This window comes from Kitasatospora sp. NPDC001095, assembly GCF_053598615.1.
In genome coordinates this window covers 20,274-46,877 of record NZ_JBSFKQ010000056.1, presented here as the reverse complement: position 1 = coordinate 46,877, position 26,604 = coordinate 20,274, and the positions used below count along the sequence as shown (strand labels likewise).

Here is a 26,604-nt window from a genome sequence, read left to right as displayed (position 1 = left end):
CGGCTCCAGCACCTCGTCCACCAGCCGGTCGGCGATTCCCGGCCCCACGCTCTCCAGCCCGCGGATCTTGACCTGGTAGAGCAGCATCGCCGGGTCGGCGAGGTCGCGGCCACCGGCGCACAGGTAGCGGCCGGCGGTCTCGGTGGCGTCGAAGACGTTGTTCGGGTCGGCCTTGCCGTCACCGTTGGCGTCCACGCCCCAGGAGGCCCAGGTGGACGGGATGAACTGCATCGGCCCGACGGCGCGGTCCCAGCGGGCGTCGCCGTCGTAGCGGCCACCGTCGGTGTCGGCTATCGCGGCGAAGCCGTTGCCGTCCAGCGCCGGGCCGAGGATCGGCGTCAGGGTCGTGCCCGCGGCGTCCACCTGACCGCCGTTGGCCTGGCCGGACTCCACCTGGCCGATCGCGGCGAGCAGCTGCCAGGGCAGGTGGCAGCCCGGCGAGCGCTGCGCCAGCGAGGCCTCGGCCTGGCGGTAGGCGGCGAAGACGGTGGCGGGCAGGGACGCTCCGGTGGCCGCGAACGGGCCGGCCGAGGGAAGGCCTGGCAGCGCGCCGGGCGGCTGCGGGAGCTGGACGGTGCCGCCGCCGTCGGCCGGCGCGCCGGTGCCGAAGGTGCCGGGAGCGTCCGTCGAGGGGCCGCCGCCGGGCAGCAGGCGGCCGGCGCCCTGGCTCGCGGTGTCGTTCGCCGGGCCGGCGTCGGCGACCGCGACCGGGGCGAGCCCGATGCCCGTCACCTGAGAGCCGGTCAGCGCGGCCAGCGCGGCGAAGGCCGCAGCCGTCCCCGTGACCCGCTTGCCGATCCGCAGCTTGCGCCCGCCCGTGGCCTTGCCGATCCGCACCGTCATCCGCTGCCCCTCCCCGTCGCCGTCCGGACCTTCCCGGAACGGTTGAGCCGTCGTCATCATGCCCGTCCAGTCGAGGACTGGATCCGCCGCCGGGACGATTAGTATCACGACGATCTGACAGGGACAGGGTGACCGGGAGACGGACAGGAGCCCTCCGAGGGGTTGACTCGGCACTTCAGTCGGGGTGCGGCCCGTTCCGGGAGGTCCGCGACCTGCCGCCTCGTCGGCGCCGCCCGGCGGCAACTCCCCCGACGAGGCCGAAAGTTGACCGGCGGCCAACTGTGGTGGGACGGGCGCCAACCGGCGCCGGACCGGCGGTTCGGAGCACGGGGGTGGTGCGTGCGCGGTGTTTCGGGCTCCCCGGAGCCGCCGGTGGTCGCCCCCTGCTGACCTGCCGGAACGTCGGGGAGCGGGCTCGGCCCGCCTTACCAGGACGGGCGCCGGGACGCCAGGGAACGGCCCGGACTCGGCCCTGGACGGGTGACGTTCTGGTGAAAGTGGGCATGCCAGGAATCACCGCCCGGCATGCTGTGCCGCGTGATGATGCGGATGGAGGTCCAGACCGTGAGCGCGAACCTGCCGGAGACCCTCGCCGAGGGGGCGGTGGTCCTGCCGGCTCCCCCTCGGGTGGTCGACGACCTGGCCCGTGACCTGACCCAGGCCGCCGCGGCCGTCCGGGCGGTGTCGCGCACCGGCCGCTCCGGCGCGGACGTCGCGGTCGCCGCGTACACCGCCGTGGTGTGCACCGGGCGGTCGGCCGCCCGGGCCCTCGAAGAGGCCGCTGCTTGGTGCCGCCAGGCCCCCGAGGCCGAGGTGCACTCGATGGCGTGGGCCCGGGTACCGGGGCACCGGGAGGACGTCCACGAGTACCGCGTCACCATGGCCGTCAGCTTTCCCGACGGCGAGACCGGGGAGTACGTCGGCGACACCCATCACGCCTGCCGCTGACGCCGTATCATCACCTCCATGACCGAGGGGGCACGAACGACATGGTGAACGGACCGACCACCGGTCAGGACGGCGCGGTCGCGGGGGAACGGGCCGACGGCCCGCGGGAGTTGTCGCGGGCCGCCGCCGTCGCGGTCACGGTGCTCGCGGCGGTGTCCGGCGCCGCGGTGCTGCTGGCCGTCTTCCACTGGCTGGGGTGGACCGTCCCGTGGATCGGCTGGATCGTCGCCAAGGCCGGGATCAAGCTCGCCGTCGGAGGGTTCGCCGGGCTGGCCGTCGGCTTCGCCTGGCTCCGGGCCAGGCTGAGGGCCCGGCCCGAGAGCTGAACGGCCCGTCAACCGGCCTGCGGGGACGGGCAGGTGAGGTCGCGCTCGGGTGCGGTGTCGTCCAGCAGGTAGCGCTCGACCACCCCGCTGACGCAGGCGTTGGACGTGGGGTACTGGCCGTGGTCGCCGTTCCCGGTGACGGTGACCAGCCTGGAGCCGCGCAGCGCGCGGTGGGCGCCGAGCGCCGCCTCGTAGTAGGTCGCCGGATCGTGCACCGAGTTGAGCATCAGCGTGGTCGGCAGATGGGCACCGGTCACCTTGACCTCGGGCGCGGGGGCGGCCGGCCAGGCGGCGCAGACCGCGCTGAAGGCGAGCGTCCGGGCGCCGGCCAGCGGCCAGCGGGCGGTGTTCTCCGCGCCGCGCCGGATCCAGGTGCCCAGGTCCCTGGTCCACGGGGTGTCGTTGCAGGTCACCGCGAAGTACTCGGCCGCGAACTCCGGGCTGAGGTAGCTGTTGTAGGCCTTCGCGGCGGCCGCCCGGGTGGCGGGGTCGGCGTCCTGCCAGGTGTCGAGGGTGGCCAGCAGCCGGGCCAGGGCGGGGAAGTCGGACGCCCGGTAGATCGCCGACATGGCGAGGCTGTCCAGCTGGTTCGGGCCGATCGTCAGCGCCCCCTCGACGATGGGGGAGTCGTGCAGCGCCGCGCGCCGCTGCTCCCAGTGCGCCCGCACCTGCTCCGGTGTGGAGCCCCAGTGGTAGGTGGCGTCCCGGGCCGCGAGCCAGGGCGTGAAGTCCTCGTCGAAGCGGCGCTGGAAGCTCATCGGCTGGCCCAGCTCGAACGTCTCCCAGGTGCCGTCGAAGCCGATGTTGCTGTCCAGCACCATCCGCTCGACCCGGTGCGGGAAGAGCGTCCCGTAGTAGGCGCCGATCATCGAGGCGTAGGACGGGCCGTAGTAGCTGAGCTTGCGCTCGCCGAGCAGGCCGCGGAACAGGTCGATGTCGTGGGCGGTCTGCTCGGTGGTCAGGTAGGGCAGGAGGTCTCCGCTGCGCTCCTGACAACTGGCCGCCAGCTTCCTGGAGTTGGCGATGACCCGGTCGATCGCCGCGGGGGACTGGTCGCGGTAGTCGCCGGCCAGGAACTCCTGGAACTCCTCCTGGGTCTGGCAGACCGCCCTGGTGCTCTCGCCGACGCCGCGCTGGTCGAAGCCGACGATGTCGTACGCGGCGGCGACCGCCGGGGCGCCGGCGGCCAGGTGGGCCGGGCGCGCCAGGCCGGTGCCGCCGGGGCCGCCGGCCGCCATCAGCAGGGTGCCCTTGCGCTTGGCCGGGTCGGTGGCGCGGTGCCGCGAGACGGCGATGGTCAGGTCGGCCCCGGCGCCGGGGTGGTGCCAGTCGCGCGGGGCGGCCATGGTGGCGCAGTCCAGCGTGGGCTGCCCGGCGCAGGGCTTCCAGTCGAGGGTCTGGTGGGTGTAGCGGGTGGGTGCCCGGCCGGCGTCGCCCGGGTCGCGGCCGGTGGCCGCGCCCGCGGTGGTGGGTGAGGCCAGGCCGGCCAGGACGGCGGCGACGGTGAGGGCCAGGGTGGTGCGGCGGGCGCGCCGGGCGCGGGGTGCCGGTCTGCCGGTCTGCCGGGCTGGGGTCTGACGGGTTGCGGTCTGGAGGGTTGCGGTCCGGCGCGTTGCGGTCTTGGTCACGGGAACGATCCTGTCCGGGCCCGGCCTGATGATCCATCACGCCCGCTGCCGTCTTCGGGGTGGTGCTGGGTACACCCCGCCGGGGCGGGGCGGGGCGGGGTGCGGGTCGAGGGTGCTCAGTAGGCGGCGGTGAAGCGGGCGCGGTGGTGGGCGGGCCGCTCGGCCTCGTCGAGGAGCGCGACGGCGAGGTCCTCCATGGAGATCGCCGAGTCGCCCGCGGAGTCGACCAGCAGTTCGTCGCGGCCGATCCGGAACCGGCCGGTGCGCACACCGGGCTCGAGCACCGCGGCCGGGCTCAGGTACGTCCAGTCGACCTCCGGGTCGGCGGCGCGGTAGAGGTCGAGCTGCTCGCCGCAGGCCAGGGCGATCGGCCGGATCTCGTCGGGGAATCCGGGGCTGTCGACCAGGGCGGTCCCGCCGCCGCCCGGGACGAGCAGGCTGCCCGCGCCGCCGACGGCCAGCAGCCGCACACCGGTGCCGGCGATCCCGGCCAGCAGGCCCCTGGTGGCGACGGCCAGTTCGTGCTCGCTGCCGGGCAGCGGACGGGTGGCGGTGATCACCACGTCCTGCCCGGCCGCGATCCGGGCGACGTCCTCGGGGGCGCGGGCGTCGCCGACGGCCAGGGCGGCGGCGGACGGCAGGCCGTGCGGCTTCGCCGGGTCCCGTACGACGGCGGTGACCCGGTGACCGCGGGCCAGGGCCTCGGCCACGACCCGGCTGCCGACGTTGCCGGTGGCGCCGAACACGGTGATGCGCATGGGGAACTCCCTGGAGTGGTGGGGAACGGTGGTGGTGGGGCGGGGTCAGGCGTTCTCGCGGGCGGGCCGCGGGGCGGCCGCCGGCTCGGCGTCGACCGCCGTCTTGGCCGCGGTGCGCGGCCGTTGGGTCTGGGCGGCGACCAGCGCGCCGAGCACGACCAGCGCGCCGAGCGCCTGGAGCGGGCTGAGGTCCTGGCCGAGCGCCAGCCAGCCGAGCAGGGTGGCGACGACGGGGCTGAGCAGCGAGAGGAAGGAGACCGAGGTCGGCGGCAGCGCGCGGAGCCCCCGGAACCAGAGCGCGTAGGTGACGGCCGCGCCGATCAGGCACAGGTAGGTGTAGCCGAGCACGTTGGCGAGGCTGTAGTGGGACGGCGGTGCGCCCTCGGCGAGCAGCGTCACCGGCACCAGCAGCAGCCCGCCGGCGGTGAGCTGCCAGCCGGTGGTGGCGAGCATCGGCGCGGGGGAGACCCACCGCTTGGCGAGGACGATGCCGGCGGCCATCACCACGGCGCCGCCGAGCGCGGCGAGCACCCCGACCGCGTCCAGCGCGGCGTTGGCCCGCAGCACCAGCAGGCTGACGCCCGCGACGCCCGCGATGCCGGACAGCACGGTGCGCGGGGTGAGCCGGTCGCCGAGGAGCAGGGCCGAGAGCCCGGCGGTGACCAGCGGCTGGACGGCGCCGACGGTGGCCGCGATGCCGCCGGGCAGGCGGTAGGCGGCGATGAAGAGCAGCGCCTGGAACACCCCGATGTTCAGGGCGCCGAGGAGCAGTGAGCGCCACCACCAACTGCCCTGCGGCAGGCGGCGGGTGAGGGCTATCAGGAGGATCCCGGCGGGCAGGCAGCGGATGACGGCGGCGAGCAGCGGGCGGCCGGGCGGCAGGAGTTCGGTGGTGACCAGGTAGGTGGTGCCCCAGACCGCCGGGGCGAGGGCCGTCAGCAGGACGAGGGCGAGGCGATTTCTTAGCACTAAGGCAATGTATCTCAGCGCTAAGGCATCTCACCATGCCGGGAGAGTGATGTGGCTCACGGTTATCTCACCGCTAAGGAATTCTTTCGGGATCGCCTACCCTGAACCCGTGGCAGATCATGTGGACCGCGTCGTCGCGCAGTGGGGCGCCGAGCGCCCCGACCTGGACGTCTCCCCGATGGAGGTGTTCGGCCGACTCAAACGCCTCTACCGGCTGGTGGACGCGGCGCTCAACCGCACCTTCGCCGAGCACGGGCTGGACGCCGCGTCCTTCGACGTCCTCGCCACCCTCAAGCGCAGCGGACCGCCCTACCGCCTCACCCCCACCGGCCTGATGCAGTCCGCGATGGTCACCTCGGGCGCCATCACCCAGCGCCTGGACCGGCTGGAGGCCCGCGGTCTGGTCACCCGCACCCGCAGCGACCAGGACGGCCGCAGCCGCGAGGTGGCCCTCACCGCCGACGGCCACGCCCTGATCGACCGCGCGCTGCCCGACCACCTCGCCACCGAGTACCGCATGCTGGCGGGCCTCGACGAGGCGCAGCGGACGGCGCTCGTCGAGGCGATGCGCGCCCTGCTGGCGGACCTCGGGGACAGCCCGGAGTAGTAGCCCGCGCCCGGTGCCGGTGCCCGTGCCGGGCGGCTACGGCCTGACCGCCACCGCCTTGAAGAAGGCGTAGTGGAACGTCCCGCCCGGCTCGGCGGCGCGGCGCAGCTCCGTGACCCCCCGGTCGAAGTCCTCCGGGGTGGTCAGGCCGGCGGCCAGCGCCTCCGCCCGTACGGCCTCGACCATCGCGACGAAGGTCCGCCGGGTGAAGCCCTCCACCAGGGCCGGACGGGAGTCGTCGGCGTAGACCGTGCGCGGGCGGACCGACACCCGGGCGAAGCCGGCCGCCGTCAGCAGCGGATGGAGGCGGCGGCCCAGCAGGCCGTCGCCGCCAGCCCGGGCCTGCAACCGCACCAGGTGGTCGACGGTGCGGCGGGCCGCCGGGCTCTCCGGGTGGAACAGCGCCGAGCCGTGGTCGCCCTCGATCACCGTGATCGTCCCGCCCGGCCGCAGCACCCGATGCAGCGCCGCCAGCCCGGCCGCCGGGTCGGGCAGGTGCTCCAGCACGAAGCACAGGAAGACGTGGTCGAAGGAGCCGTCCGGGAACGGCAGCCGGTGCAGGTCGCCGTGGTGCCAGACGACGTCCGCGGCGGGCGCCTGGGCGGCCACCCGGGCGCGGGCCAGGGCCAGGGAGTCCGCCGAGAGGTCCGCCGCCGTCAGCCGTACGCCCGGGCTGGCGGCCAGCAGGTGCACGGTCTGCGCGCCCACCCCGCAGCCCGGCTCCAGCACCCGGCTGCCCGCCGGGTAGGCCGTGCCCGCGTGCAGCAGTTCGGCGAGGGTGTCGGCCTGGTCGCCGAGGCGCCGCGCCTCGGTCCGCGAGTAGCCGTGGACGTAGTCACCTGGGTGCTCCGGCGCCGCGGCAGCCGCGGGTGTGGACGTTTCCGTGGTCATGGCCCCACCCTCGCCGCCACTATGGTCCGGTGAACAGGTCCAAAGCCGAGGCATCCGACCGGTCCAAAGAGGCCGGCGCCGACTTCCTCCAGCTCGACACCGCCGACGCCCCGCCCGGCGGCCTCACCGACTGGCTCGCCCGTCGGCTGCGCGAGGCCGTCGCCGACGGGCGGCTCCCGGCGGGCAGCCGGCTGCCCGCCAGCCGGGTGCTGGCGGCCGAACTCGGCGTCTCCCGCGGGGTGGTGACGGACGCCTACCAGCGCCTCGCCGAGGAGGGGCGGGTGGCCGGCCGCGGGCGCGGCGGCACGGTCGTGGTCGCGGCCGTCGCCGCCACCTCCTCCGTCGTACGGGGGGAGGAACCCGGGGCGGACCGGCCCCGTCCGGCGCCCGCGCTGTTCCCGGACGACCCCGCCCCCGAGGTCTTCGACCGACTGCGCGCCGCGCCCGCCCGGATCGATCTCACCCCCGGCGTGCCCGACCTCGCGGCCTTCCCCCGCACCGCCTGGATGCGCGCCGAACGCGCCGTCCTCGACGGCCTCGCCGCGGCCGACCTCGGCTACGGCGACGTCCGCGGCACCCCCGCCCTGCGCCGGGCCGTCGCCCACTGGCTGGCCCGCAACCGCGGCATCCGCGCCGACCCGGACGAGGTGCTGATCGTCGCCGGCACGGCCCAGGCCCTCGCCCTGCTCGGCCGCGCCCTCGGCCGCGTGGGCATCGGCGAGGTCGCGGTCGAGGACCCGGGCTCGCTCGGCGCCCGGCAGCACCTCGCCCACTGGCTCGCCGCCACCCCGCCCGTCCCGGTCGACGCCGAGGGCATCCGGGTCGACGCGCTGCGCGCCACCGGCGCCCCGGCCGTCCTGCTCACCCCCGCGCACCAGTACCCGACCGGCGTCGTCCTCGGCGGTGACCGGCGGCGCGCACTGCTGCGCTGGGCCGCCGAGGGCGGCCTGGTCATCGAGGACGACTACGACGCCGAGCACCGCTACGACCGTCCGCCCGTCCCGGCGCTGCGGGCCGCGCTGCCGGAGCAGGTCTGCTACGCGGGCAGCGTCTCCAAGCTGCTCGCCCCCGCGCTGCGCACCGGCTGGCTGCTGGTCCCGGCCCGGCTGCGGGACGCCGTCCTGGACGCCAAGCGCTTCGCCGACCTCGGCAACCCGGTGCTGCCCCAGCTGGTGCTCGCCCGGCTGATGGAGTCCGGTGAGCTCGACCGCCACCTGCGGCTGCTGCGCCGCCGTCACCGGCGACTCCGGGACGCCATGATCGCCGCCATCCGCACCCACCTGCCGGGAGCCACCGTGCACGGCGCGGCGGCGGGCCTCCACCTGATGCTGACGCTCCCGGAGGAGCCCGGTCGCACCGACACCGAGTGGGCCGCCGCCGCGCTGGCCGAGGGGGTCAAGGTGCAGCCGCTGTCCTGGCACGCCCGGCTCCCGTACCCGCCCGGCCTGGTCCTCGGCTACGCGGCGGGCTCGACGGCGGAGATCACCGAGGGCGTGGCCGTCCTGGGGCGGCTGGTCCGGCGGTCGTCCTGACCTCGGCGTCGGCTCCGGCGCGGTGGGGACGCCGCGGCGGGCCCGGTGGGGGGCTCGGTTCACGGCCTCCGGAGGCTCTTGGGCCCCCGTTCGGCGTAGGGCGCGGCGTTGGTGGCTTATAAGTCGGAATATCGGATACAGCTGCGCAGAGGGAATGCCGGGCCGTGCCCCGGGGTAAGTTGACATGCCGTAGTCAAATACTGGCCCGGGAGGCGTGATGGTCCCGTTCCGAAGTGTCGCCCAGTTCGGCGTCGTGCTGGCGGTGCTGGGAGCCGCGCTCGGGCCGGTGCCGCTCGGATCGTCCGCCCGGCCGGGCGGCCCGGAGCGCCCGGGCGCTTCGACCGTATCGACTGCTTCGAGCGCTTCGAACGAGAGGGGCGCGGCGATGGCCGGCCACGGGCAGGAGGACTCCCGGGTGCTCGCCGGGCGGCGGATCGTGCTGTCGTACCCCGGCCCGACGCCGCCGCCCGGGGTGCTCCAGGTGATCCGGGAGGGCCGGGCCGCCGGGGTGATCCTGTTCGGCGAGAACGTCACCAGTCCCGAGCAACTCACCGAGGCCGTCGCCGAGTTGAAGCAGGCCGCGGCCGAGGCGCCGCATCCGCGCACCCTGCTGCTGATGACCGACCAGGAGGGCGGCAAGGTCCGCCGGCTGCCCGGCGAGCCCGAACTCTCGGCCCGGCGTGTCGGGTCGGCGGCGAACCCGCTCGCCGCGGCGGCGGAGACCGGGGCCGGTGCCGCCCGGACCCTCGCCGACGCCGGGCTGAACCTCAACCTCGCCCCGGTGCTCGACGCCTACGACATGCCGGACAACTTCATCGACCACTTCGAGCGCTCCTACGGCCAGGACCCCGCCAAGGTGGCGGAACTGGGCAGCGCCTTCCTCGCCGCCCAGCAGGGCCTCGGCGTGGCCGCGACCGCCAAGCACTTCCCCGGCCTCGGTGCGGCGCCCCGGGGCGAGAACACCGACGAGCGCCCGGTCACTCTGAACGTGCCGCTGTCCCAGCTCCGCTCCCGCGGCGAGGCCCCGTACCGGGCGGCCATCGCGGCGGGCGTGCGGCTGGTGATGGCCTCCTGGGCGGTCTACCCGGCGCTGGACCCGGACCACCCGGCCGGGTTCTCGCCAAGGATCATCCAGGGCGAGCTGCGCGGCCGGCTGGGCTTCGGCGGCGTGACCGTCACCGACGCGATGGAGGCCCAGGCGCTCGCCCCGTACGGCGGCACCGGCGACCGCGCGCTGGCCGCCGCCGAGGCCGGGATGGACCTGCTGCTCTGCTCCGCCCGCGACCCCCGGCAGGCCGAGGACGCCGCCGAGGCGCTGGCCGCCGCCCTGGACGACGGCCGCCTCGACCGGCACGCCTTCACCGACGCCGTGTCCCGCGTCGACGCCCTGCGCGCCTCCCTGGGCTGAGCGCGCGGGCGCCGGCAAGCGGGGCGAGGGCGGTCGCGGCGGCGGTTCGCATGCGGTTCACCTGGGCTCAAGGCGGGCGTCGCCCAGGCGTGTGGGGAAGTTCTACCGCTCAAGGGCGTTTGAGCCATCGAAGGTCGGATTTTAGCCGAGCATTCGGTTCAAAGGGTAAATCGGGCTCTGGGCTTATGAATCACATGGCAAAGTTCCTGTCGTGGACCTATGAAATGTCATATGTACCACGTCACCTGTCCCAGTCCGCCCTCGTTCCCCTCAAGGAGGAACCCATGAACCGGATCGCCCGGATCGCCGCCGGTGCCGCCGGCGCCGTCGCCCTGCTCTCGGCCCCCGTCCCCGCCTTCGCCGCGGCTCCGACCCTGGCCACCACCACCGTCACCACCTGCGGGAACTACAGCCTCCAGGCCGGTCTGGCCACCTACGCCTGCGCCGACGTGACCGGTGACAGCGTCGCGATCTACGGCAAGATCGGCCTGGCCGGCCCGCCGTCCCCGGGCACCCCGTGGCCGCCGGCGCCGAAGGAGCTGGTGACCCACCTGTCGGCCGACGTGGTCGGCGGCACCTCGCTCGGCGCGGTGAGCGGCCGCACCGTCTTCCAGGTGAGCACCGTGCGGGTGGACGGTATTGCGGCCACCGTGGCGTGTGGGTCCACCGTGCACGTGTCCTTCGACGTCGAGGGGTTCTGGAGCGGTCAGGTGCCGGCCACCGCCGATGTGCCCGTGGTCTGCTGACGATTCGTCATGGTGACTGCCGAGCCCGGGAGTTGGCAGCATCCCGGGCTCGGCTTTCGGCTGCCCTGACCCGGTCGGGGCCCGGTGGTCGATCCCGCGGCCCGGGCCCGTCGGGCGGTCGACGCACTGTGACGACTTGAAGAAATCTTCATCTGTCGCGATGATGCCTACCGGCCGCGGCTCCGATCCCGCCCGGCCGGACGACCACCGAGCCGGACCAGAGGGAGTGCGCGGACGATGCCGGTACCGCTGTACCAGGCCAAGGCGGAGTTCTTCCGCACCCTCGGCCACCCCGTGCGGATCCGGGTCCTGGAGCTGCTCCAGGACGGACCCAGGCCGGTGCGCGAGCTGCTGGCGGAGATCGAGGTCGAGCCCTCCAACCTCTCCCAGCAGCTCGCGGTCCTGCGCCGCACCCAGCTGGTCACGGCGACCCGCGAGGGCAACACCGTGGTCTACGCGCTCAGCACCCCGGACGTCGCCGAGCTGCTGCGCGCGGCCCGGCGGATCCTGACCGAGCTGATCACCGACCAGGGCGCGCTGCTCACCGAGCTGCGCGCCCCCGGCGGTCGGCCCCGCTGAGCCGAGCCCGGTCCGTCCGCCCGATCCGAGGAGAAGCACCACCATGAGCGACAGCACGAGCGACGAGGGTACGAGCGAGGAGAAGCGGCGCCGCAAGGCGATGCTGATCCGCGCGGGCATCTACATCTTCGCCACGCACCTGTTCGCCGGTTTCGTGCTGCTGCTGTTCGCGCTCGGCGGCCGGAAGTAGCGCGCCGCGGGCGGGAGCCTCACCGTCGCCGGGAGCGGGACGCTCGGCTGCGCCGCGGGCGGGACCCTCACCGGCGCCGGCCGCGGTCCGGCACCAGGTAGCGGTGGCTGGTGCTGGTCCAGGCCAGCACGCCGGCGATCAGCTCCCGGGTGCCGTCCAGGTACCAGCGCCCGGAAGGGTGGCGGCACAGCAGCTCGCGGCGCAGCTCCTCGCTCTCCTGCTGCAGCCGCGCCACCTGGGCGCGCACCGAGTGGACCGCCCGGCTCCGGGTGCAGCCGTGGGCCCGCTGGAGGGCGATCACGGTGTTGAAGGCGGCCCCGGGCTGTCGTTCCTCGCGCCTCAGCGAGTAGAGGTCGTTGATCAGTGTGGCGGCGTCGGCGGTGTTGGCGCGCAGCCGGTGCAGCGCGGGCTCCGCGTGGAGCGCGGCCGGGGCGTCGGCGCCGTGGACCCGTTCCAGTATGTTCATGAACGGGTAGAGGCAACTGCCGTGCCGGCGCAGGTGCATGGTGTCCGTGAGGTCGAGGCCGAGGGCGGGCACGGTGCCGCGGGCGCGGTGGTCGGCCTCGGCGGGGAAGGTGGCCAGGCAGGCCCGCCACTCCCGGGTCGCCCGGGCGCGCCACTCCGGGGACATCGACGCGGTCTGCCGCTGCCACAACTCCCGCCAGGCGAGCAGCGTGTGGCTCTCGGACGGGCTGTCGCCGGGGGCTCCGTCGAGGACCGCGATCAGCGGGTCGACCAGGGCGCGGGCCTCGTCGGGGTGGCGGCCGGGCGAGCCGTCGAAGCGGTCGTCCAGGATGGTGAACCAGCCCAGCATGTCCACCAGGAGGTCGAGTTCGGCGCCCCGGGTGCGGGGGAAGGCGTGGCCGATCAGCTCGTGCAGCGCGTAGGCCCGGTAGCGGGGCAGCTCGGGCGGGGTGAGCAGGCCGTGGCGGACCACCCAGTCGGCGTGCCGGTCGGCGGCGAGGCGCAGATGGGTGCGCGGCCGGGGGGCCGCCGGGCCGGCCGGGCTCGTGGGCGCGGCCGGGGCCGTGGAGGTGGCGGGGGCGGTCGCGCGGTCGGCGCCGGTGAACGGACACCGGTCGGGCGGCTCGCCCTGCGAGGAGGCCACCGCGTTCCCCGGTGAGGCGGCGGCGTCGCCGTCGCGGGAGGCCGTCGAGGTGCGTCCGCGTGGGGAGCGCGCGCCGCGTGGCGCGAGCCGCACCCGCAGGCCGTGCGCCTGGACCGTCGTCCACACCACTTCGCGGGCCCGGGAGCCCGGCACGGCCGTCGGGCGCCAGCGGCGGAGGATCGCCGCGGCCGCGACGGTCAGCTCCGCCCAGGCGAAGGCCTCGCCGATGCACTTGTGCTTGCCCGCCCCGAACGGCAGGAAGGAGGGCCGCCCGGTGCCGCCGCCGTCCTGCCAGCGCTCGGGCCGGAAGCTCGTCGGCTCCGGGTAGCGCACCGGGTCGCGGTGCAGCGCGGTGAGGCTGTACAGCAGCTCGGTGCCGGCCGGGACGCGGTACGGGCCCAGCTCGACCGGCACCTGGGCGGTGCGCATCAGGAAGGCGTTGGGCGCGTGCAGCCGCACCACCTCCTGGGTGACGCTGCGGGTGTACGTGAGCCGGGCCAGCGCCTCGGGGGTGGGGACGGTGCCGACGGGCAGGTGCTCGTCCAGCTCGTCGAGGATCCGGGCCTCCGCCTCGGGGTGGCGCAGCAGCTCGTCCAGTAGCCAGGTGAGGGTGGTGGAGACGGTCTCGGTGCCCGCGCCGAACATGGTGATCGCCTCGGAGCGGACGTCGGCCTCGGTGAGCGGGCAGCCGGTCGCCGGGTCGGTGGCGGCGCGCAGCAGGGCGGGCAGGGTGCGTCGGGCCCCGGCCCCGGCCCCGGTGCCCGCGGTCGGGGCACGGCCGTTGACGGCCTGGTCGACCACCCGGTTGAGCACCCGCACGGCGTCGTCGAAGCGCCGGTTGACGGGCAGCGGCAGCCGGGCGAGCGACGGCTTCGGGTAGAGGGACTGGACGATCTGGCCCTTCACCAGGTCCGGCAGTGCCCGGTGGAAGGCGACGGTGGCGTCCTCGCTGAGCCGGGCGTCGAACAGCGAGCGGGTGACGATCTCCAGTGCCAGGTGGTTCATCTCCTTGGCCACGTCGAGCACCTGCCCGGGGCGCCAGCGCGCGGCCCGCTCCTCGGTGACCTGCTGCATCACGGCCAGGTACTCGCCCATCCGGTCCGGGCCGAAGGCCGGCTGGATGATCCGGCGGCGGTCGCGGTGGGCCTGGCCCTCGGACATCAGCAGGCCGTCGCCGAAGGCCGTCTTGAGGGTGTCCTGGACGGCGCCGCGCGGGCAGTCGTGGGCCAGTGCGACGAGCAGGGTGTGGACCAGCCGGGCGTCGGTCACCACGCAGACGGTGCGCGGGCCGAGTCGGATGCGGACCACCCCGCCGTGGCGGGAGAGCGAGCCGAGGAAGCCCAGCGGGTCGCGCAGCAGGGCGCCGGCGTGCCCGAGGCCGGGCAGGGCGCCGGGGGCCAGCGGGGGGACGGCGGCGCGGGCCAGCGGGGAAGGGCCGGGTGCGGTTCTCGGCGGGACGATCAGCTTCCGGGTCTCGGTCAGCAGGGACATGACACTACCTCTCACCAGAGGGGCCGGTGCGGGCGATACCGGGTGGCAGCGGCGGGCCGGCCGGGATGCGGGGGACCGCCCAGCGCGGCCCCCGCGCGCGCCCCCGGCGGGAGGGCGCACGTTGAGCAAACGCGCCGGTTTCCCGAGCGTTGCGCCGAATGTGCGGGGATCACTCCAACGGCCGAGTGGATCGACCCTTTCGTGCGTGCTCGAAGCTCCGTGTTGACCTGCGCGGATGCCTTCGCCCGGGCGGCCCGGCGGTTGCCCGGACTGCAGGGTCTTTGGACCCTCGCCGCACGGGCGTGCGAGGGACAGCATGGATGCGAAGAAGGAGGAACCTGATGACCCGTCTGCGCCACCGGCCGGCCCTCGACGTCCGGGTGGAGATCCGCGGCGAGCTGCCGCGTGAGGAGGCCGAGTACGCCCGGGTACGGGCGCTGGCCACCGCCACGGCGCTCGGCCCCGACGCCCACGCGCTGCGACTGCGGCTGACCCGCTCGCGGAACCGCTCGGTGACCCGGCCCGCGCTGGCCCAGGCGGGCGTCGAGCTGGCGGGTCTCGGGCCGGTCCGGGTCCAACTGGCCACCGGCACCGCGCGGGAGTCCGTCGACCTGGTGCTCGGCACGCTGGCCGGCCGGGCCCTCCGGCTGCGCGAGCAGGGGGACATCGGCTTCGCCGCCGCCTACGAGAGCTCCTACCGCCCCCAGTACGCCGACCGCCCGCTCGCCCAGCGGCGGATCGCCCGGCACAAGGCGGTCGTGCTCGCTCGCCGCAACCCCGAACAGGCCGTGCTCGAACTGCTCGCCCTCGACCGGCGGTTCCACCTCTTCGCGGACGCCGCGACCGGGCGCGACAGCCTGGTCCACCGCTGCTCGCCGGGCGGCACCGTGGAGCTGTGCGCCGCCGGCACCAGCGCGATGCCCCCGCTCGACCTCGCCGAGGCGGCCCGCCGGCTCTGGCTCACCGGCCGCCCGTTCGTCGGTTGGACCGACCCCGGCGACCACCGCGCCCGGGTGCTCTACCGCCGCTTCGACGGCCACTACGGCCTGATAGCGCCGGTGTCGGACGGCCGGATCGGGGCAGGAACCCACTCGGCACAGGACTGACACCACGGCACGACGACCACACCACGAACTCTCCACGACAAGGGGTCGGGACCATGGACTGCGAAGAAGTCATGCTGACCGTCCGGATCACCGCCGCCGAGCGCGCGCTGCTGCGCGAACTCGCGCGCGGGCACGGTGGCGACGTCTCGGACGTGGCGGTGGACGGACTGCTGGAGGTCATCCCCGCGCTGCACGACGACACCTGCGTCCTGCCGCTGCTGCGCGTGCTGTCCAGACCGGCACCCTTCGCGCTCACCCTGTGGCTGCCCGCCCCGGTCGCGGACCTGCTGCCGCTGCTCGGTGAGCGGCTCGCGCGGACCGGCGGCCCCGCGGCCGGTCCGGCCAGTGCCGCGCTCTCGGCGGCCCTGCGGCTCTGGCTGGCCGGGGACCGGATCGCCCTGGCGGCCGGGCTGGCCCGCCTGCACGGGGGCTGCGGCGCCGGCGCGGTGGCGGCGGTACGGTCCGCGGTCGGTGCGGCGGCCTTCGGGGCGGAGCGGGTGAGGGTCGCGGCCTGACCCTTCGGTCGCCCTGAGTGTTCGTCATGTCTCGGACCGCGATGGCGGGTCCGGGGTGCAAGCGGTGCGCCCGGCAGTGTCCGGGCGCACCGCTTTTTCCTTGAGTCGGACGGGGGAACTCCGCGGGCGATTTCTGTTATCTCCGGCCGCCCCTCCCGCTCTCCGGAGTGTCGGAAGGTCCGAGCCCCGCGCGTCAGGGGAGCCCGACCCGGGGGTGGTGCATGGCCGTTGAGGTGACCATAAGTCAGATCCCCTGTGCGTCGGCTGTCTTGGGTCGGGGCTGCGGCGGTCGGCAGTCGCCGGGCGGAAGCCCTTGGCAGAACCGGCCGCTGTCGAGGGCCTCGTGAGTCGTTCGGGGTAAGGCTGTTCCTGTGAGTCCGTGAAACCGGTCGGCCCGTATGCCGGCCGACCCTTCGACCCGAGCCGCCGACGCCCGTGGGCCCGTAGGCCCGCAGGCCTGCAGGCCCGTCGCGCCGGGAACGTCGACCGCCCACCCGGCGGCGGCCGTTCCCGGCGCCGGCCGTTCCCAGTGCCCCCGCCCCCGCACCGCCCCGAGGACCAGCCCGTATGCGAACCCGCCCCCACCTCGCCGCCCTCGCCCTGGCCGCCGCCGCCCTGCTGCCCGCCGCCGTACCCGCCGCCGCCCACGGCGACGGCGTCCACCTGGACGTCACCGGCCAGCGGAACGGCCGCGTGAGCACCGTCGCCACCTGGGAGAACGACCACGACCCGGTGACCGGGGAGTTCACCGGCACGCTCTCCGCGACGGCCTCCGACGGTCGCACCGTCGGCCCCTGGCGCCTGGTCACCGCCCCCGGCAGCCCCGGCACGTACACCACTCGGGAGGCCCTCCCCGTCGGGCACTGGCGGGTGACGGTGGACTGCGTCGTCCCCGCCCTCGGGCACGGCGAGCGCGAACTCGACGTCGACACCGTCGCGATCGCCGACCCGACGCCCCCGGAGACGGAGGACCCGGCGCTGTCCGAAGGCTCGCCGCGGTCCGCCGAGGTGGCCCCCGCCCCGCTCCGGGAGACCGCGACGGCGGCGGGAAGCACCGCGGCGGCGGGGACCGCCGCCGTCGCCGCCCGGGAGGGCTCGCCGCGCCCCGCCCACGCGACCACCTCCGACACCACCACCTGGGCGGCCATCGGCACCGCCTGCGCGGCCGTGGTGCTGGTCGCCACCGGACTCTGGCTGCGCCGCCACCGCGGCTGACCCGTCCTGGACCGCCCGGCCGGGTCGCGGGGGCGCCCGGCGGAACCAGCCGGGTGCGAACCGACGTCCTTTTCGGTCACCGGGCGCCACCGCGGGTGCCCGGACGATCGCAAGGGAGCGTCCGCGCATGAAGAAGGTCCTGATCACCGGAGGTGCGGGATTCATCGGCAGCACCGTCGCCTCCGCCCTGCTCGACCGGGGGATCACCCCGGTCGTGCTGGACGACCTCTCCCGGGGACGGACAGAGTTCGTCGCGGACCGGGTCTTCTACCGGGGCGACATCGCCGATGCCGCCCTGCTCGACCGGATCTTCGCCGAGCATCCCGACATCGACGCCACCGTGCACTGTGCCGCGAAGATCGTCGTACCGGAGTCGGTGGCCAAGCCGCTGTACTACTACCGGGAGAACGTCGCCAAGACCGTCGAGCTCCTGGACGCCCTCCAGCGCAACGGCTGCACCCGGATCGTCTTCAGCAGCTCCGCGTCGATCTACGCCCCCACCCCTGACGCCCGGGTCGACGAGAGCAGCCCGGTCGACGCCGGCAGCCCGTACGCGCGCACCAAGCAGATGATGGAGCAGGTCCTCCAGGACTGGACCCGGGGCGAGGGCGCCGAGCGCCAACGCGTCATCGCCCTGCGCTACTTCAATCCGATCGGCGCCGACCCGCAGCTGCGCACCGGCCTCCAGGACCTCAACCCCACCCACGCCCTGGGCAAGCTGATCGAGGCGCACACCACCGGCACCCCGTTCACCGTGACCGGCACCGACTGGGCGACCCGCGACGGCTCCGGCATCCGCGACTACGTCCACGTCCAGGACCTCGCCGAGGCGCACGTCGCGGCGCTGCTGCGGTTCGACGAGGTGATCGCCCCGGGCGTGGCGGACCGCTACCGGGTGATCAACGTCGGCACCGGCGACGGGACCACCGTGCGGGAGCTGATCGCCGCCTTCGAACAGGCCGTCGGCGCCAGCCTGGAGGTGCGGGAGGCCGGACCGCGGCCCGGGGACGTGATCGGCTGCTACGCCGTCGTGGACACCGCGCGGGACCTGCTCGGCTGGCAGCCGCGGCGCGGCATCGCCGAGGGGGTCGCCGACGCGCTGGCCTGGCGGCGGGTCTGGTCGGCCCGGGTCGGCGTCAGCTGACCGCCGCACGACGCTACTTGACGGCCTCGCCGGACTTCGACCAGTTGTCGCGCAGTCGGTCGAGGTAGGACTGCGCCTGGGAGCCGATCTTGACGCCCCGGGCGAAGGCCAGCATGTTGCCCGCGCCCGCGTTGTATCCGAGGGCGGCCAGTTCGTCCCGGGTGAGCGGCGCGCCCGGGCGGACGGGCAGCTGTGCGGCGAGGTCGTGCAGGTGCCAGGCGGCCGCCTGGATGGCCAGGTCGCGGTCGTCCGGCAGCTCCTCCCATTGCCGGGAGGCGAAGGGGCGGCCGGGCTTGGTCTCGTCGAAGGCGGCCCGGTGCATGTTGGCGATGCCGAAGGAGGCGTCCGGCTTGCTCCGCTGCCAGGCCCGTTCGAGCTCGGGGTCGTGAGGCTTGTACGCCTCGTTGTAGAGGATCGCCATCAGCAGCTGCGGGTTGACCCCGGCCTCGGCGGCGTACCGGCGCACCGGCGCCGCGTAGTCGGCGGGGTCGTAGGAGCCCGACGGCTTCGGGGGCTTCGACGGCGCCGCGGAGGCGCCGGCCGACGGCGCGGCGCCCGCGGAGGCGCCGGACGGGGCGGCCGCGGTCGGGGAGGGGTCGGCGGAGGCCGCGCCGTCGTGGCCGTTGCCGCGGACGAGACCCAGTCCGGCCACCACCACGACGCCGATCACCAGCCAGCGTCCCCGGCCGGACCCCTTCTTCTCCTCGCTCACCGCTGCCGCCCCTCCCCGTTCGCCCGTATGTCCGTTCGACCGCCGCGCGGCTGATCGTGCCCCGCGGCAGGCTACTCGGTGGGCTTCCGGTCGCCGTCGAGGTTGCGCAGGAAGTCCTTCGCCTTCTCGACGCCGGTGTCGATCTGCCCGCTGTACTTGCCGTCCGTGCGGTCGTCGATCGCGTCGCCGACCTTGTCCAGGCCCTGCCCGATCACGTCGCCGTGCTCGCGGGCGAGGTCGGTGGCCTTGTCCGCGATGTTCTTCAGACTCTCAAACATGGTGACGCTCTGCTCCTCTGATGCGTTCCTGATGGTGTGCCGACGTGGCGGGGATCATGACCATCCTAACGACGGCCCACCGGGCGGTCCGTCGCTGCCGGGTGGCAGCGGGTGACTTTGCTGAAATGGGTTTGTATGCTCCACCCCATCCTCTACAGCGATGTAGAGGGTGGGGTCCCACCAGGACGCCGGCAGGACCGAGGGCGTCCCGGCACACGCGGCGGTGCGATCGCGCCGCCGCGGCCGCAACGATCGAGGGAAGTGCGCATGGCCGGTCAGCGGGCGAGAACGCCGTACCAGGACGCGGGACCGCGTACCGAGGGCCGCGCCCTTCCGACCCAGCGCTCCCGGGCGGTCGGCGCGGGAGCCGCAGGCGCCCCCGGCGCCCCCGGCGCCGCCGCGGCCCCCGTCACGCCCCGGCCGCCGCGCCCCGGGGCGGCCCGCCGCCATCAGCAGGCGCGCCGACGGGCCGGGGCGGCGGCCGCGCTCTCGGCGGTCGGGCTGCCGCTGCTCGGCGCGGTCGCGGACGAACTCGACGGGCCGGGCGTCGGCCTCCTCTTCGCGGTGGGCTCGGTGCTCGGGACGGCGGCCGCCGCGGCGCTGTGCAGCCGGGCGGGCCGGTGGTGGGTGGTGACGGCCGCTCCGGTCGTGGTGCTGCTCACCGCCTCGGGCGTCGAGTACCTCGCGCAGCCCGGGAAGTACCAGGGGAAGAACCTCGGCACCGGCGTGCTGCGCTGGGTGGTCGGGGCGTTCCCGGTGATGGCCGCGGCCGTGGCGGTGGCGCTCGCCGTGGTCGCGCTCCGCGCCGCGTCGGCCCGCCGGACGGTGTCGGAGCGCCGGCGAAAAGGCAGGACGGCCGCACCCGGTGGAAGGGGCCGCCGTGGCTGAGCGCGTCAACAGCCGTACCGGCGGCCGGGGTCAGCGCGGTCAGCGCGGGCACCTCCCGCGCCGCGGGGCCGCCCCGATCACCGTCGCCGGGCGCACCCTGGCCTGCACCGTCTCGATCGCCGTGCTCGGGGCCAGCGGCTTCACCTGGTACGAGTACCGCAGCCTGGACGACGGCATGATCAAGTCCTCCGCGCTGAGCGAGGCCAAGAAGAACGCCCCGCCGCACCTCGACAAGTCCGTCAACCTGCTGCTGATCGGCCTGGACAGCCGCAAGGACATGGACGGCAACGACCTGCCCAGGCAGTTCGTGGAGGACGAACTGCACGCCGGCTCCAGCGAGATCGGCGGGTACAACACCAACGCCCTGATCGTGCTGCACATCCCGGCCGACGGCGGCAGGGTCACCGCGCTCTCCGTCCCGCGCGACGACTACGTACAGACCGTCGGCGCCGACGGCAGGATGCACAAGGTCAAGGAGGCGTACGGGATCGCCAAGGGGGCCGCGGAGCAGAAGCTGGCGGGCAGGGGGCTCTCCAGGGCGGAGCTGGAACGGCGCAGCCGGGAGGCCGGCCGCTCGGCCACCATCCAGACGGTGCAGTCCTTCCTGGACGTCCCCATCGACCACTTCGCGGAGGTGAACCTGATGGGCTTCTACGACATCGCCAAGGCGGTCGAGCCGATCCAGGTCTGCCTCAACCACCCGGTGGACGACCCGATCACCGCCCGGACCGCCACCCACGAGGGCGGTGGCACCGGCCTCAGGCTCCCGGCCGGGATCAGCTCCCTCGACGCCGCGCAGGCGCTCTCCTTCGTCCGCCAGCGCCACCACCTCGCCAACGGCGACCTCGACCGCACCCACCGGCAGCAGGCGTTCCTCTCCTCCGTCGAGTACAAGCTCAAGCAGCAGGGCATCCTGAACGACCTCGGGCAGATGCAGAAGCTGTTCGCGGTGGTGAAGAAGGACGTGGTCATCGACAACGAGTGGGACATCCTCGACTTCGCCCAGCAGGCGCCCAACCTGACCGGCGGCAACGTGGAGTTCAACACCCTGCCGATCAGCGGCTTCAAGACCGTCGGCGGGCAGGAGGTCAACACCGTCAACCCGGACCTGATCAGGAAGATCGTCCGACAGCTCTTCAACCACGAGGCGGCGCCGGTCGTTCCGGCCGCCCCGCCGGGGGACGTGCCCGTCGAACCGGGCCCGTCGTCCGCCGCCGCCCCGGGTGCGGTGCTCAAGGCCGTGGTCGACGTCAACGCGGCCGCGGGGGTGGCGGCCGACGAGTCCAGGGCGCTGGCCGAACTGGGCTACCAGGTGGGCCGGATCGGTGACGCCCCGGCCAGGACGCGGGCCACCGCGGTCACCTACGGGGCCGGGGCCAAGACCGACGCCCAGCGCCTCGCCGCCCGCTACGGGGTGAGCGCGGTCTACTCGGCGGCCGTCCCGGCGGGCCGCGTGGTGGTCACCCTCGCCCCCGTCCGCACCCCGAGCCCGACGGCCGTGCCGTCGGGCGCCCCGGCGCAGGGAGAGCCCTCCGCCGACCCGGCGGCGGGGCTGCCGATGCAGGGGCCGGCGGTGCGGGCGGGCGGGATCCCGTGCGTGGACTGAGGCTCCTCGGGGCGGCGGAACGGTCCTCGTGGTGCTTGGCCAGGGCCAGGCCCTCATGGGGCTCGGCCAGGGGCAGGCCCTCGTGGTGCTCAGTGCCGGCCTGGTCCTCGGGCCGGGCCGGGGCGGGTGTCCCGGAGCGGCTCGCGGTCGAGGACCTCGACGTACCCGATCCGCGCGTCCACGACGTCCGGGACGAGCACGCCCTCGGCCGGATCGAGCCGGACGCACCGGTGGCCCCGACCGTACGGCCGGCCGTACGGATGCGGAGCCGTCCGGAATCTCTGGCAGAAGTCGTCCCCGCAGCGGCACTCCGCGACCAGCCGCAGGCTCCAGGCGCGGGCGGCCGGTTCGGGCTCGCCCTCCCGCGTCAGGAGGTCGACCAGCTCCCCGACCGGATCGGGGAAGACCTCGCGGACCAGCGGGTGGCCCGCCGTCTCCGGCGCCGTCACGGGCGGGGCGCCTTCACGCCGTGGACGGCGGCGTACTCGGCGGCGAGCCAGGGGCCCAGGTCGTCGACGAGCACGGCCAGGGCGGCCCGGTCGGCGGTGGGGGTGCGGGCGATGGTGGCGGCGAGTCGCAGCTGGGCGGCGCGTTCGGGGTAGTGGGCGGCGAAGGCCTCGGCGGAGGCGGCGAGGTCGCTGGTCCAGCCGCCCCAGCGCGGCATCACCAGGGTGAAGCCGGTGCGGACGAGCCGGCGGGAGATGCCGCGGGTGAGTGCGCGCAGTTCGCCGTCCGTGGCGGCGGCGGCCAGGCGCTCGCGCCACTGCGGGAGGACCAGGGCGAGGTCGCCGTTGGTCTCCCGGGCGAGCAGCGAGGTGGGGCGGTAGCGGGGGAGCCGGGCGGCGAGGTCCTTGCCGAGCAGCGGGGTGCAGAGGCAGGCGACGAACCAGCCGAGGTCGTGGCGTTCCAGCTCGCTGAGCAGCGTGCCGGTGTCGAAGAGCAGCACGCCGACCCCGTTCACCTGCGCGAACTCGGCGTCGAGCGCGGCCTCGAGGGCGTCGGCCGCCGCCCGGTCCGCGGCGCTGGGCTCGTGGTGCAGGGCGAGCAGCAGGTCGAGGTCGGAGACGCCGGGTGTCGCGGTGCCGCGCGGGACACTGCCGTAGAGGTAGGCGCTGTGCAGCCGGTCGGGGGTGAAGGCCGCGGCGATCCGCTCGCGGGCGGCCGCGACCACGGGCGCGAACGCCGGGGGGACGCGCTCGAGCGAGCCCTCCCGTGCGATGAAGCCGTCCCGGTCCAGCCCCTGAGTGGTGGTCATGGCGGCACTATGTCCCAGCGGCGCCCCGCTGACCAGCGAATATCCGTCGGCCCGCGGATTGTCAGTGGGGTGTGCAAGCATCCGTTGCACACGAACACGAACGGCGTGGTGGGGAACGGCATGGGCACCTGGGACATCGGGCACTTCGACAACGACTCGGCGGCGGACTTCTGCAACGGCCTGGACGACGCGGCGCCGGGTGAGCGTGAGGCGCTGCTTCGGTCGGCGCTGCTGGGCGCCGTCCGGGCGGAGGAGTACCTGGACTCGGACGAGGCCGTGGAGGCGGTCGTCGCCGCCGCGCTGGTGGCGGCGCAGTGCCCGGGCGGCGCGGCGGTGACGAGCGCCTACGGCCCCGAGGAGCCGATACCGCCGCTCTCCGTCGAGCTGCGCCCGCTCGCGGTGGAGGCGTTGGACCGGGTGGTGGCGGAGGAGTCGGAGCTCGCGGAGCTGTGGGACGAGACGGAGAGCGGTCCGGCCTGGCGGCGGGGCATACGGGAGCTGCGCGACGTCCTCGATCCGGTGCCGCCGACGATCGACGTGCCGTTCTTCGACATCTGAGCGGACGTCAGTGGCGGGCCGCCGTCCACCAGTAGCCGAGTGCGGTGAGGCTGGTGGCGGCCCCGAGCAGGCAGACGGCCGTCCAGCCGCCGTGGTCGTAGACGACGGTGGACAGGATCGCGCCGGCGCCGCACCCGGCGGAGTAGAACAGCATGTAGCCGGCGGTCAGGCGGCTGCGCGCCTCCGGGCGGACCTGGTAGAGCAGGTGCTGGTTGGCGACGTGGACGGACTGCAGGCCGTAGTCGATCACCACCATGGCGAGCACCGGCCACCAGACGGAGTGCGGCAGCAGCGCGGCCGGGAGCCAGCCGACCAGCATGGCGAACAGGCCGATGCCGGTGGTGCGTTCGGCCCGGCCGCGGTCGGCCTGGCGGCCGGCGAACCCGGCGCCGAGCGCTCCGGCGGCGCCGGCGAGGCCGAAGAGCCCGATCTGGGTGTGGCTGAGGGCGAAGGGCGGCGCGGCGAGCGGGAGCACCATCGGGGTGAGCAGCACGGTGACGGAGGTGAAGCTGAGCAGCGCGAGGACGGCCCGGGTGCGGAGCACGCGCTCCTGGGCGAAGAGCACGAACACCGAGCCGACCAGGCGCGGGTAGCCGATCCGCTCGACCGTGCGGTGCCGTTCGGACGGGACGGCGGCCGCGACGGCGAGGGCCATGGCGGCGGCCGCGACGGCGGAGGCCAGGTAGACGGCGCGCCAGCCCGCCAGGTCGCCGATGGTTCCGGCGACGGTTCGGGCGAGCAGGATGCCGACCACGATGCCGCTGGTCACGGTGCCGACCACGCGGCCCTGGTCGCCCGGGGCGGCGAGTTGGGCGGAATGGGCGACGACCACCTGGGCGACGACCGCGAGGACGCCGACGGTGGCCATCGCGGCGAGCATCAGCGGGGCGGAGGGGGCGAGCGCGACGGCGAGGAGGGCGAGGACGGACAGGCCCAGCTGGGTGGTGATCAGGGTGCGGCGGTTGACGTGGTCGCCGAGCGGCACGAGCAGCAGCAGGCCCAGGGCGTAGCCCGTCTGGGTGAGGGTGCCGACCAGGCCGATGGTGGCCGGGGAGATGCCGTAGTCCCGGGCGATCAGGTCGAGCAGCGGCTGTGAGTAGTAGACGTTGGCCACGGCGAGGCCGCAGGCGACGGAGAGCAGCCAGGCGGCGGCGGGCGACAGGCCGCGCGCCGGCGCTCCGCCGGGGTTGTCGGGTGGTCCGGCCTCGGCGCAGGCCGCGGTTGTGCGGGCGGGAGAGGTCATGGTGGGACTCCCTCGAAGGGCACAGTGGTTTCAAAATGCTACCGAGAGACCATGGCATATCCTGGTTTCAATAAGCAACCATGCTGATCGGTACGCTGGGCGCCGACCGGTGGGAGTCCGGAGCCGAGAGCCGACGGCCGAGAGGTGGGAGAAGTGCCGAAACGCACCACGCACGAGGAATCGAGCTGCCCCGTCGCCCGTCCGATCGACGTCGTCGGTGACGGCTGGACGCTGCTGATCGTCCGTGACGCCTTCGACGGGCTGCGCCGCTTCGGGCAGTTCCAGAAGAACCTCGGCCTGGCCAAGAACATCCTGTCGGCCCGCCTGGCCAACCTGGTCGCCAACGGCGTGTTCGAGCTCGCACCGGCCGCGGACGGCAGCCCCTATCAGGAGTACGTCCTCACCGAGAAGGGGCGCGCGCTGTTCCCGGTGATCACGGCGCTGCGGCAGTGGGGCGAAGAGTGGTTCTTCGAGGAGGGCGAGCCCCGGGCCCGCCTGGTGGACCGCGAGTCCGGCGCGCCCGTCGCACCGGTCGAGGTGCGCTCGGCGGACGGCCGGCTGCTCGGGCCGCAGGACGCGCGGGTGCTGCTGCCCTGAGGCGAGCCGCCGCCACCGGCCGGGTGGCCGGGGTGGTAGCCGGTGGCAGCGGTGGGCGGGTGGCGGACGTCGGGTCAGCTCGGCCTGGCGGCGCTCGTGGTTGCGGATCTGGTCCCGGTTCCGGTGGTCGTCGTGACGGCGGTGATCTTCGCGGGGCCCGCCGTCGTCGTGCCGGTCGCCGGATGGGTGGGCGTAGCCGCCGTCACGGTGGACGTGGGGGTGGAGGTGGCGGTGGGCGGGGACGTGGTGCCGGTCGTCGTGGTCGTCGTGCCCGAGCTCATGGTGCCCGGCGATGTCGCCCCCGGGCTCGTCGCCGTGCCGGGTGAGGGGGTGCCGGGCGACGTGGGGGAGGTGGCCGTGGGTGCGGGCTCCCAGGGCGCCGGCGGCGGGATGCCGGGGGCCAGCGGCCCCGTCGGCGGTTCGACGGTCCGGTCCACGGCCTCGGCCCGCCCGGTCAGCCGGGAGAACCACCTGCCGGTCTGGATGTCCGCCAGGACGATCTCGGTCACCGGCTGCGGTGCGGGGACCACCACGATCAGCGCGGTCGGATGGAAGCCCGCCCAGGCCTTCCCGGTGTAACGGGCGTCGTTCACCGGCGTCGGCGGCTTCAGCGGGTTGCCGCACGAGCAGCGCGCCCGGGGCACGCCCCGGGCGTCCACCAGGACGGCGGTGCCCGCCTGGAGCACGGACTGGTACGCGACCACCGCGCCGCTCCGGTAGCTGTGGTTGGTCACCCGGGTGTCCACCCGCAGGTAGGCGGAGGTGAGCGAGCGCAGGTAGCCCGGGATGTCGGCCTGCGCGATGCCGACGGCCGAGGCCCAGGCACGCCCGGCGTCCCCGGCCGAGACCATCCCGATCAGGCGCTCGGTGTCGCAGCTCGGCTTGCTCGTCGTCCCGGCGTACAGCCCGGCCGAGCTGCCCCCGACGCTGTGGAGAACCGCTGTGGGGCCGCTTCCGGGCGAGGTGCCGCCCGGATGCTGCGCCGTCGGGGTGACGGGGGCGGGCGCGGGGGCGCTCACCGCCTGGGTCTCCACCGACGGGGTGAACGGGTCCGGCCCGGGATCGGCCGGGGCCTGCAGGGCGACCTCGTTCGCCGTCGGCACGGTCGAGTGGTGGCCGCCCTGGTTGCCGGTGATCAGCACGGCGGCCACCGCGGCCACCGCCACCGTGCCCGCCGCCGGGAACAGCCCCTTCCCGGAGCGCCACCAGGGCCCGCGAGCACCGGGCCCGGGCCTGCCGGCTCCGCCCGGTCCGAACGGCCCGCCCGTACCGCCGAGGCCGCTCGCACCCCCGGCGCCGCCCGTCCCGGAGGCACCACCCGTCCCGGATGCCCCGTACGGGCCCCAAGGCGGAGGAGGCGTGGACGGCGGTCCGGACGGAGGCCCGGAGGGCGGCCCGGACGGGGGTGTGGACGGAGGCCCGGACGGGGGACCTTGCGAAGGCTCGCCGGGCGGTCCGGACGG

The 26,604-nt window shown here is 75.0% G+C and carries 28 protein-coding genes; 16 read left to right on the top strand and 12 right to left on the bottom strand.

All coding sequences use genetic code 11. The features are described from left to right. Positions 1 to 843, bottom strand: an 843-nt coding sequence (locus tag ACWDBB_RS31270) for a lytic transglycosylase domain-containing protein (protein ID WP_449792775.1), incomplete at its 3' end; no start/stop codon positions are given. A 564-nt stretch (positions 844 to 1,407) separates the two neighbouring features. On the opposite strand from ACWDBB_RS31270, the gene ACWDBB_RS31265 reads away from it, so the two are divergent. Both ACWDBB_RS31265 and ACWDBB_RS31260 read left to right on the top strand, forming a co-directional pair. Then, positions 1,408 to 1,791: a hypothetical protein gene (locus tag ACWDBB_RS31265; protein ID WP_392877886.1), complete on the top strand. Its 384-nt coding sequence runs from the start codon at positions 1,408 to 1,410 to the stop codon at positions 1,789 to 1,791. Between the two features lie 41 nt (positions 1,792 to 1,832). Next, positions 1,833 to 2,117, top strand: a complete 285-nt coding sequence (locus ACWDBB_RS31260) for a hypothetical protein (RefSeq protein WP_449792774.1) — start codon at positions 1,833 to 1,835, stop codon at positions 2,115 to 2,117. An 8-nt stretch (positions 2,118 to 2,125) separates the two neighbouring features. Here ACWDBB_RS31260 and ACWDBB_RS31255 read toward each other — a convergent pair whose 3' ends face one another. From ACWDBB_RS31255 to ACWDBB_RS31245, 3 genes are all read right to left on the bottom strand, one after another. Beyond that, a complete protein-coding gene (locus ACWDBB_RS31255) occupies positions 2,126 to 3,745 on the bottom strand; it encodes an alpha/beta hydrolase (protein WP_449792773.1) in 1,620 nt (539 codons plus the stop codon). 116 nt (positions 3,746 to 3,861) lie between these two features. Next, the gene (locus ACWDBB_RS31250; protein WP_449792772.1) at positions 3,862 to 4,503 is read right to left on the bottom strand and encodes an NAD(P)-dependent oxidoreductase; all 642 of its coding nucleotides are present in this window, start codon (positions 4,501 to 4,503) and stop codon (positions 3,862 to 3,864) included. 45 nt (positions 4,504 to 4,548) lie between these two features. Continuing rightward, a complete protein-coding gene (locus ACWDBB_RS31245) occupies positions 4,549 to 5,472 on the bottom strand; it encodes an EamA family transporter (protein ID WP_449792771.1) in 924 nt (307 codons plus the stop codon). A gap of 109 nt (positions 5,473 to 5,581) precedes the next feature. Between ACWDBB_RS31245 and ACWDBB_RS31240 the strand changes: the two genes are divergently transcribed. Beyond that, positions 5,582 to 6,079: a MarR family winged helix-turn-helix transcriptional regulator gene (locus ACWDBB_RS31240; protein ID WP_449792770.1), complete on the top strand. Its 498-nt coding sequence runs from the start codon at positions 5,582 to 5,584 to the stop codon at positions 6,077 to 6,079. A 36-nt stretch (positions 6,080 to 6,115) separates the two neighbouring features. Here the strand turns inward: ACWDBB_RS31240 and ACWDBB_RS31235 are convergent, their stop codons facing one another. Then, the gene (locus tag ACWDBB_RS31235) at positions 6,116 to 6,970 is read right to left on the bottom strand and encodes a methyltransferase domain-containing protein (RefSeq protein ID WP_449792769.1); all 855 of its coding nucleotides are present in this window, start codon (positions 6,968 to 6,970) and stop codon (positions 6,116 to 6,118) included. Positions 6,971 to 6,999: 29 nt separating this feature from the next. On the opposite strand from ACWDBB_RS31235, the gene pdxR reads away from it, so the two are divergent. The 5 genes from pdxR (at position 7,000) to ACWDBB_RS31210 (ending at position 11,425) form a co-directional block, all read left to right on the top strand. Beyond that, positions 7,000 to 8,502 carry a MocR-like pyridoxine biosynthesis transcription factor PdxR gene (gene pdxR, locus ACWDBB_RS31230; RefSeq protein WP_449792768.1) on the top strand — a complete coding sequence of 501 codons (1,503 nt, stop codon included), beginning with the start codon at positions 7,000 to 7,002 and terminating at the stop codon, positions 8,500 to 8,502. 217 nt (positions 8,503 to 8,719) lie between these two features. Next, entirely contained in the window at positions 8,720 to 9,910 is a 1,191-nt protein-coding gene (locus ACWDBB_RS31225; RefSeq protein ID WP_449792767.1) for a glycoside hydrolase family 3 N-terminal domain-containing protein, read from the top strand. Between the two features lie 284 nt (positions 9,911 to 10,194). Next, positions 10,195 to 10,656 (top strand): hypothetical protein, encoded by a 462-nt coding sequence (locus tag ACWDBB_RS31220; protein WP_449792766.1) that lies wholly within the window; start codon positions 10,195 to 10,197, stop codon positions 10,654 to 10,656. Positions 10,657 to 10,893: 237 nt separating this feature from the next. Continuing rightward, the gene (locus tag ACWDBB_RS31215; protein WP_049656769.1) at positions 10,894 to 11,235 is read left to right on the top strand and encodes an ArsR/SmtB family transcription factor; all 342 of its coding nucleotides are present in this window, start codon (positions 10,894 to 10,896) and stop codon (positions 11,233 to 11,235) included. 43 nt (positions 11,236 to 11,278) lie between these two features. Further along, a complete protein-coding gene (locus ACWDBB_RS31210; protein ID WP_392877867.1) occupies positions 11,279 to 11,425 on the top strand; it encodes a DUF6126 family protein in 147 nt (48 codons plus the stop codon). 67 nt (positions 11,426 to 11,492) lie between these two features. On the opposite strand, the gene ACWDBB_RS31205 is transcribed toward ACWDBB_RS31210, so the two are convergent. Next, positions 11,493 to 14,024, bottom strand: a complete 2,532-nt coding sequence (locus ACWDBB_RS31205; RefSeq protein ID WP_449792765.1) for a cytochrome P450 — start codon at positions 14,022 to 14,024, stop codon at positions 11,493 to 11,495. Positions 14,025 to 14,365: 341 nt separating this feature from the next. Between ACWDBB_RS31205 and ACWDBB_RS31200 the strand changes: the two genes are divergently transcribed. The 4 genes from ACWDBB_RS31200 to galE all read left to right on the top strand — a co-directional run bounded on the left by ACWDBB_RS31200 (position 14,366) and on the right by galE (position 18,004). After that, a complete protein-coding gene (locus tag ACWDBB_RS31200) occupies positions 14,366 to 15,130 on the top strand; it encodes a sigma 54 modulation/S30EA ribosomal C-terminal domain-containing protein (RefSeq protein WP_449792764.1) in 765 nt (254 codons plus the stop codon). A gap of 53 nt (positions 15,131 to 15,183) precedes the next feature. Then, a complete protein-coding gene (locus ACWDBB_RS31195) occupies positions 15,184 to 15,645 on the top strand; it encodes a hypothetical protein (protein WP_449792763.1) in 462 nt (153 codons plus the stop codon). Between the two features lie 567 nt (positions 15,646 to 16,212). Then, the gene (locus ACWDBB_RS31190) at positions 16,213 to 16,860 is read left to right on the top strand and encodes a hypothetical protein (protein ID WP_449792762.1); all 648 of its coding nucleotides are present in this window, start codon (positions 16,213 to 16,215) and stop codon (positions 16,858 to 16,860) included. A gap of 127 nt (positions 16,861 to 16,987) precedes the next feature. Next, positions 16,988 to 18,004 carry a UDP-glucose 4-epimerase GalE gene (gene galE, locus ACWDBB_RS31185; protein WP_449792761.1) on the top strand — a complete coding sequence of 339 codons (1,017 nt, stop codon included), beginning with the start codon at positions 16,988 to 16,990 and terminating at the stop codon, positions 18,002 to 18,004. Positions 18,005 to 18,017: 13 nt separating this feature from the next. On the opposite strand, the gene ACWDBB_RS31180 is transcribed toward galE, so the two are convergent. Together ACWDBB_RS31180 and ACWDBB_RS31175 are read right to left on the bottom strand one after the other, a co-directional pair. Then, complete coding sequence (locus ACWDBB_RS31180; protein ID WP_449792760.1) at positions 18,018 to 18,716, bottom strand: lytic transglycosylase domain-containing protein; 699 nt, start codon at positions 18,714 to 18,716, stop codon at positions 18,018 to 18,020. A 71-nt stretch (positions 18,717 to 18,787) separates the two neighbouring features. After that, positions 18,788 to 18,994 carry an antitoxin gene (locus tag ACWDBB_RS31175; protein ID WP_363387466.1) on the bottom strand — a complete coding sequence of 69 codons (207 nt, stop codon included), beginning with the start codon at positions 18,992 to 18,994 and terminating at the stop codon, positions 18,788 to 18,790. Between the two features lie 267 nt (positions 18,995 to 19,261). Here ACWDBB_RS31175 and ACWDBB_RS31170 point away from each other — a divergent pair, with 267 nt between their 5' ends. Further along, complete coding sequence (locus tag ACWDBB_RS31170) at positions 19,262 to 19,882, top strand: DUF6542 domain-containing protein (protein WP_449792759.1); 621 nt, start codon at positions 19,262 to 19,264, stop codon at positions 19,880 to 19,882. Further along, complete coding sequence (locus tag ACWDBB_RS31165; protein WP_449792758.1) at positions 19,875 to 21,488, top strand: LCP family protein; 1,614 nt, start codon at positions 19,875 to 19,877, stop codon at positions 21,486 to 21,488. The genes ACWDBB_RS31170 and ACWDBB_RS31165 overlap by 8 nt, the downstream gene beginning before the upstream one ends. An 89-nt stretch (positions 21,489 to 21,577) precedes the next feature. Here ACWDBB_RS31165 and ACWDBB_RS31160 read toward each other — a convergent pair whose 3' ends face one another. Continuing rightward, positions 21,578 to 21,937 carry a hypothetical protein gene (locus tag ACWDBB_RS31160; protein WP_449792757.1) on the bottom strand — a complete coding sequence of 120 codons (360 nt, stop codon included), beginning with the start codon at positions 21,935 to 21,937 and terminating at the stop codon, positions 21,578 to 21,580. Further along, a complete protein-coding gene (locus tag ACWDBB_RS31155) occupies positions 21,934 to 22,743 on the bottom strand; it encodes a nucleotidyltransferase domain-containing protein (RefSeq protein WP_449792756.1) in 810 nt (269 codons plus the stop codon). The genes ACWDBB_RS31160 and ACWDBB_RS31155 overlap by 4 nt, the downstream gene beginning before the upstream one ends. A 120-nt stretch (positions 22,744 to 22,863) precedes the next feature. On the opposite strand from ACWDBB_RS31155, the gene ACWDBB_RS31150 reads away from it, so the two are divergent. Beyond that, complete coding sequence (locus tag ACWDBB_RS31150) at positions 22,864 to 23,301, top strand: DUF4259 domain-containing protein (RefSeq protein ID WP_449792776.1); 438 nt, start codon at positions 22,864 to 22,866, stop codon at positions 23,299 to 23,301. Positions 23,302 to 23,308: 7 nt separating this feature from the next. Here the strand turns inward: ACWDBB_RS31150 and ACWDBB_RS31145 are convergent, their stop codons facing one another. Beyond that, positions 23,309 to 24,544, bottom strand: a complete 1,236-nt coding sequence (locus ACWDBB_RS31145) for an MFS transporter (RefSeq protein WP_449792755.1) — start codon at positions 24,542 to 24,544, stop codon at positions 23,309 to 23,311. Between the two features lie 153 nt (positions 24,545 to 24,697). Between ACWDBB_RS31145 and ACWDBB_RS31140 the strand changes: the two genes are divergently transcribed. Next, positions 24,698 to 25,141 carry a winged helix-turn-helix transcriptional regulator gene (locus ACWDBB_RS31140; RefSeq protein WP_449792754.1) on the top strand — a complete coding sequence of 148 codons (444 nt, stop codon included), beginning with the start codon at positions 24,698 to 24,700 and terminating at the stop codon, positions 25,139 to 25,141. 74 nt (positions 25,142 to 25,215) lie between these two features. Here ACWDBB_RS31140 and ACWDBB_RS31135 read toward each other — a convergent pair whose 3' ends face one another. Further along, positions 25,216 to 26,292 (bottom strand): DUF6777 domain-containing protein, encoded by a 1,077-nt coding sequence (locus ACWDBB_RS31135; RefSeq protein WP_449792753.1) that lies wholly within the window; start codon positions 26,290 to 26,292, stop codon positions 25,216 to 25,218. Positions 26,293 to 26,604: the final 312 nt, after the last annotated feature.

Bases quoted from the DNA above. Each gene is read 5' to 3' on its own strand.
- ACWDBB_RS31260 (WP_449792774.1), top strand. From the start codon at position 1,833: ATGGTGAACGGACCGACCACCGGTCAGGACGGCGCGGTCGCGGGGGAA.
- ACWDBB_RS31250 (WP_449792772.1), bottom strand. From the start codon at position 4,503: ATGCGCATCACCGTGTTCGGCGCCACCGGCAACGTCGGCAGCCGGGTC.
- ACWDBB_RS31235 (WP_449792769.1), bottom strand. From the start codon at position 6,970: ATGACCACGGAAACGTCCACACCCGCGGCTGCCGCGGCGCCGGAGCAC.
- ACWDBB_RS31225 (WP_449792767.1), top strand. From the start codon at position 8,720: ATGGTCCCGTTCCGAAGTGTCGCCCAGTTCGGCGTCGTGCTGGCGGTG.
- ACWDBB_RS31220 (WP_449792766.1), top strand. From the start codon at position 10,195: ATGAACCGGATCGCCCGGATCGCCGCCGGTGCCGCCGGCGCCGTCGCC.
- ACWDBB_RS31215 (WP_049656769.1), top strand. From the start codon at position 10,894: ATGCCGGTACCGCTGTACCAGGCCAAGGCGGAGTTCTTCCGCACCCTC.
- ACWDBB_RS31210 (WP_392877867.1), top strand. From the start codon at position 11,279: ATGAGCGACAGCACGAGCGACGAGGGTACGAGCGAGGAGAAGCGGCGC.
- ACWDBB_RS31205 (WP_449792765.1), bottom strand. From the start codon at position 14,024: ATGTCCCTGCTGACCGAGACCCGGAAGCTGATCGTCCCGCCGAGAACC.
- ACWDBB_RS31200 (WP_449792764.1), top strand. From the start codon at position 14,366: ATGACCCGTCTGCGCCACCGGCCGGCCCTCGACGTCCGGGTGGAGATC.
- ACWDBB_RS31195 (WP_449792763.1), top strand. From the start codon at position 15,184: ATGGACTGCGAAGAAGTCATGCTGACCGTCCGGATCACCGCCGCCGAG.
- ACWDBB_RS31190 (WP_449792762.1), top strand. From the start codon at position 16,213: ATGCGAACCCGCCCCCACCTCGCCGCCCTCGCCCTGGCCGCCGCCGCC.
- galE (WP_449792761.1), top strand. From the start codon at position 16,988: ATGAAGAAGGTCCTGATCACCGGAGGTGCGGGATTCATCGGCAGCACC.
- ACWDBB_RS31175 (WP_363387466.1), bottom strand. From the start codon at position 18,994: ATGTTTGAGAGTCTGAAGAACATCGCGGACAAGGCCACCGACCTCGCC.
- ACWDBB_RS31170 (WP_449792759.1), top strand. From the start codon at position 19,262: ATGGCCGGTCAGCGGGCGAGAACGCCGTACCAGGACGCGGGACCGCGT.
- ACWDBB_RS31155 (WP_449792756.1), bottom strand. From the start codon at position 22,743: ATGACCACCACTCAGGGGCTGGACCGGGACGGCTTCATCGCACGGGAG.
- ACWDBB_RS31150 (WP_449792776.1), top strand. From the start codon at position 22,864: ATGGGCACCTGGGACATCGGGCACTTCGACAACGACTCGGCGGCGGAC.
- ACWDBB_RS31145 (WP_449792755.1), bottom strand. From the start codon at position 24,544: ATGACCTCTCCCGCCCGCACAACCGCGGCCTGCGCCGAGGCCGGACCA.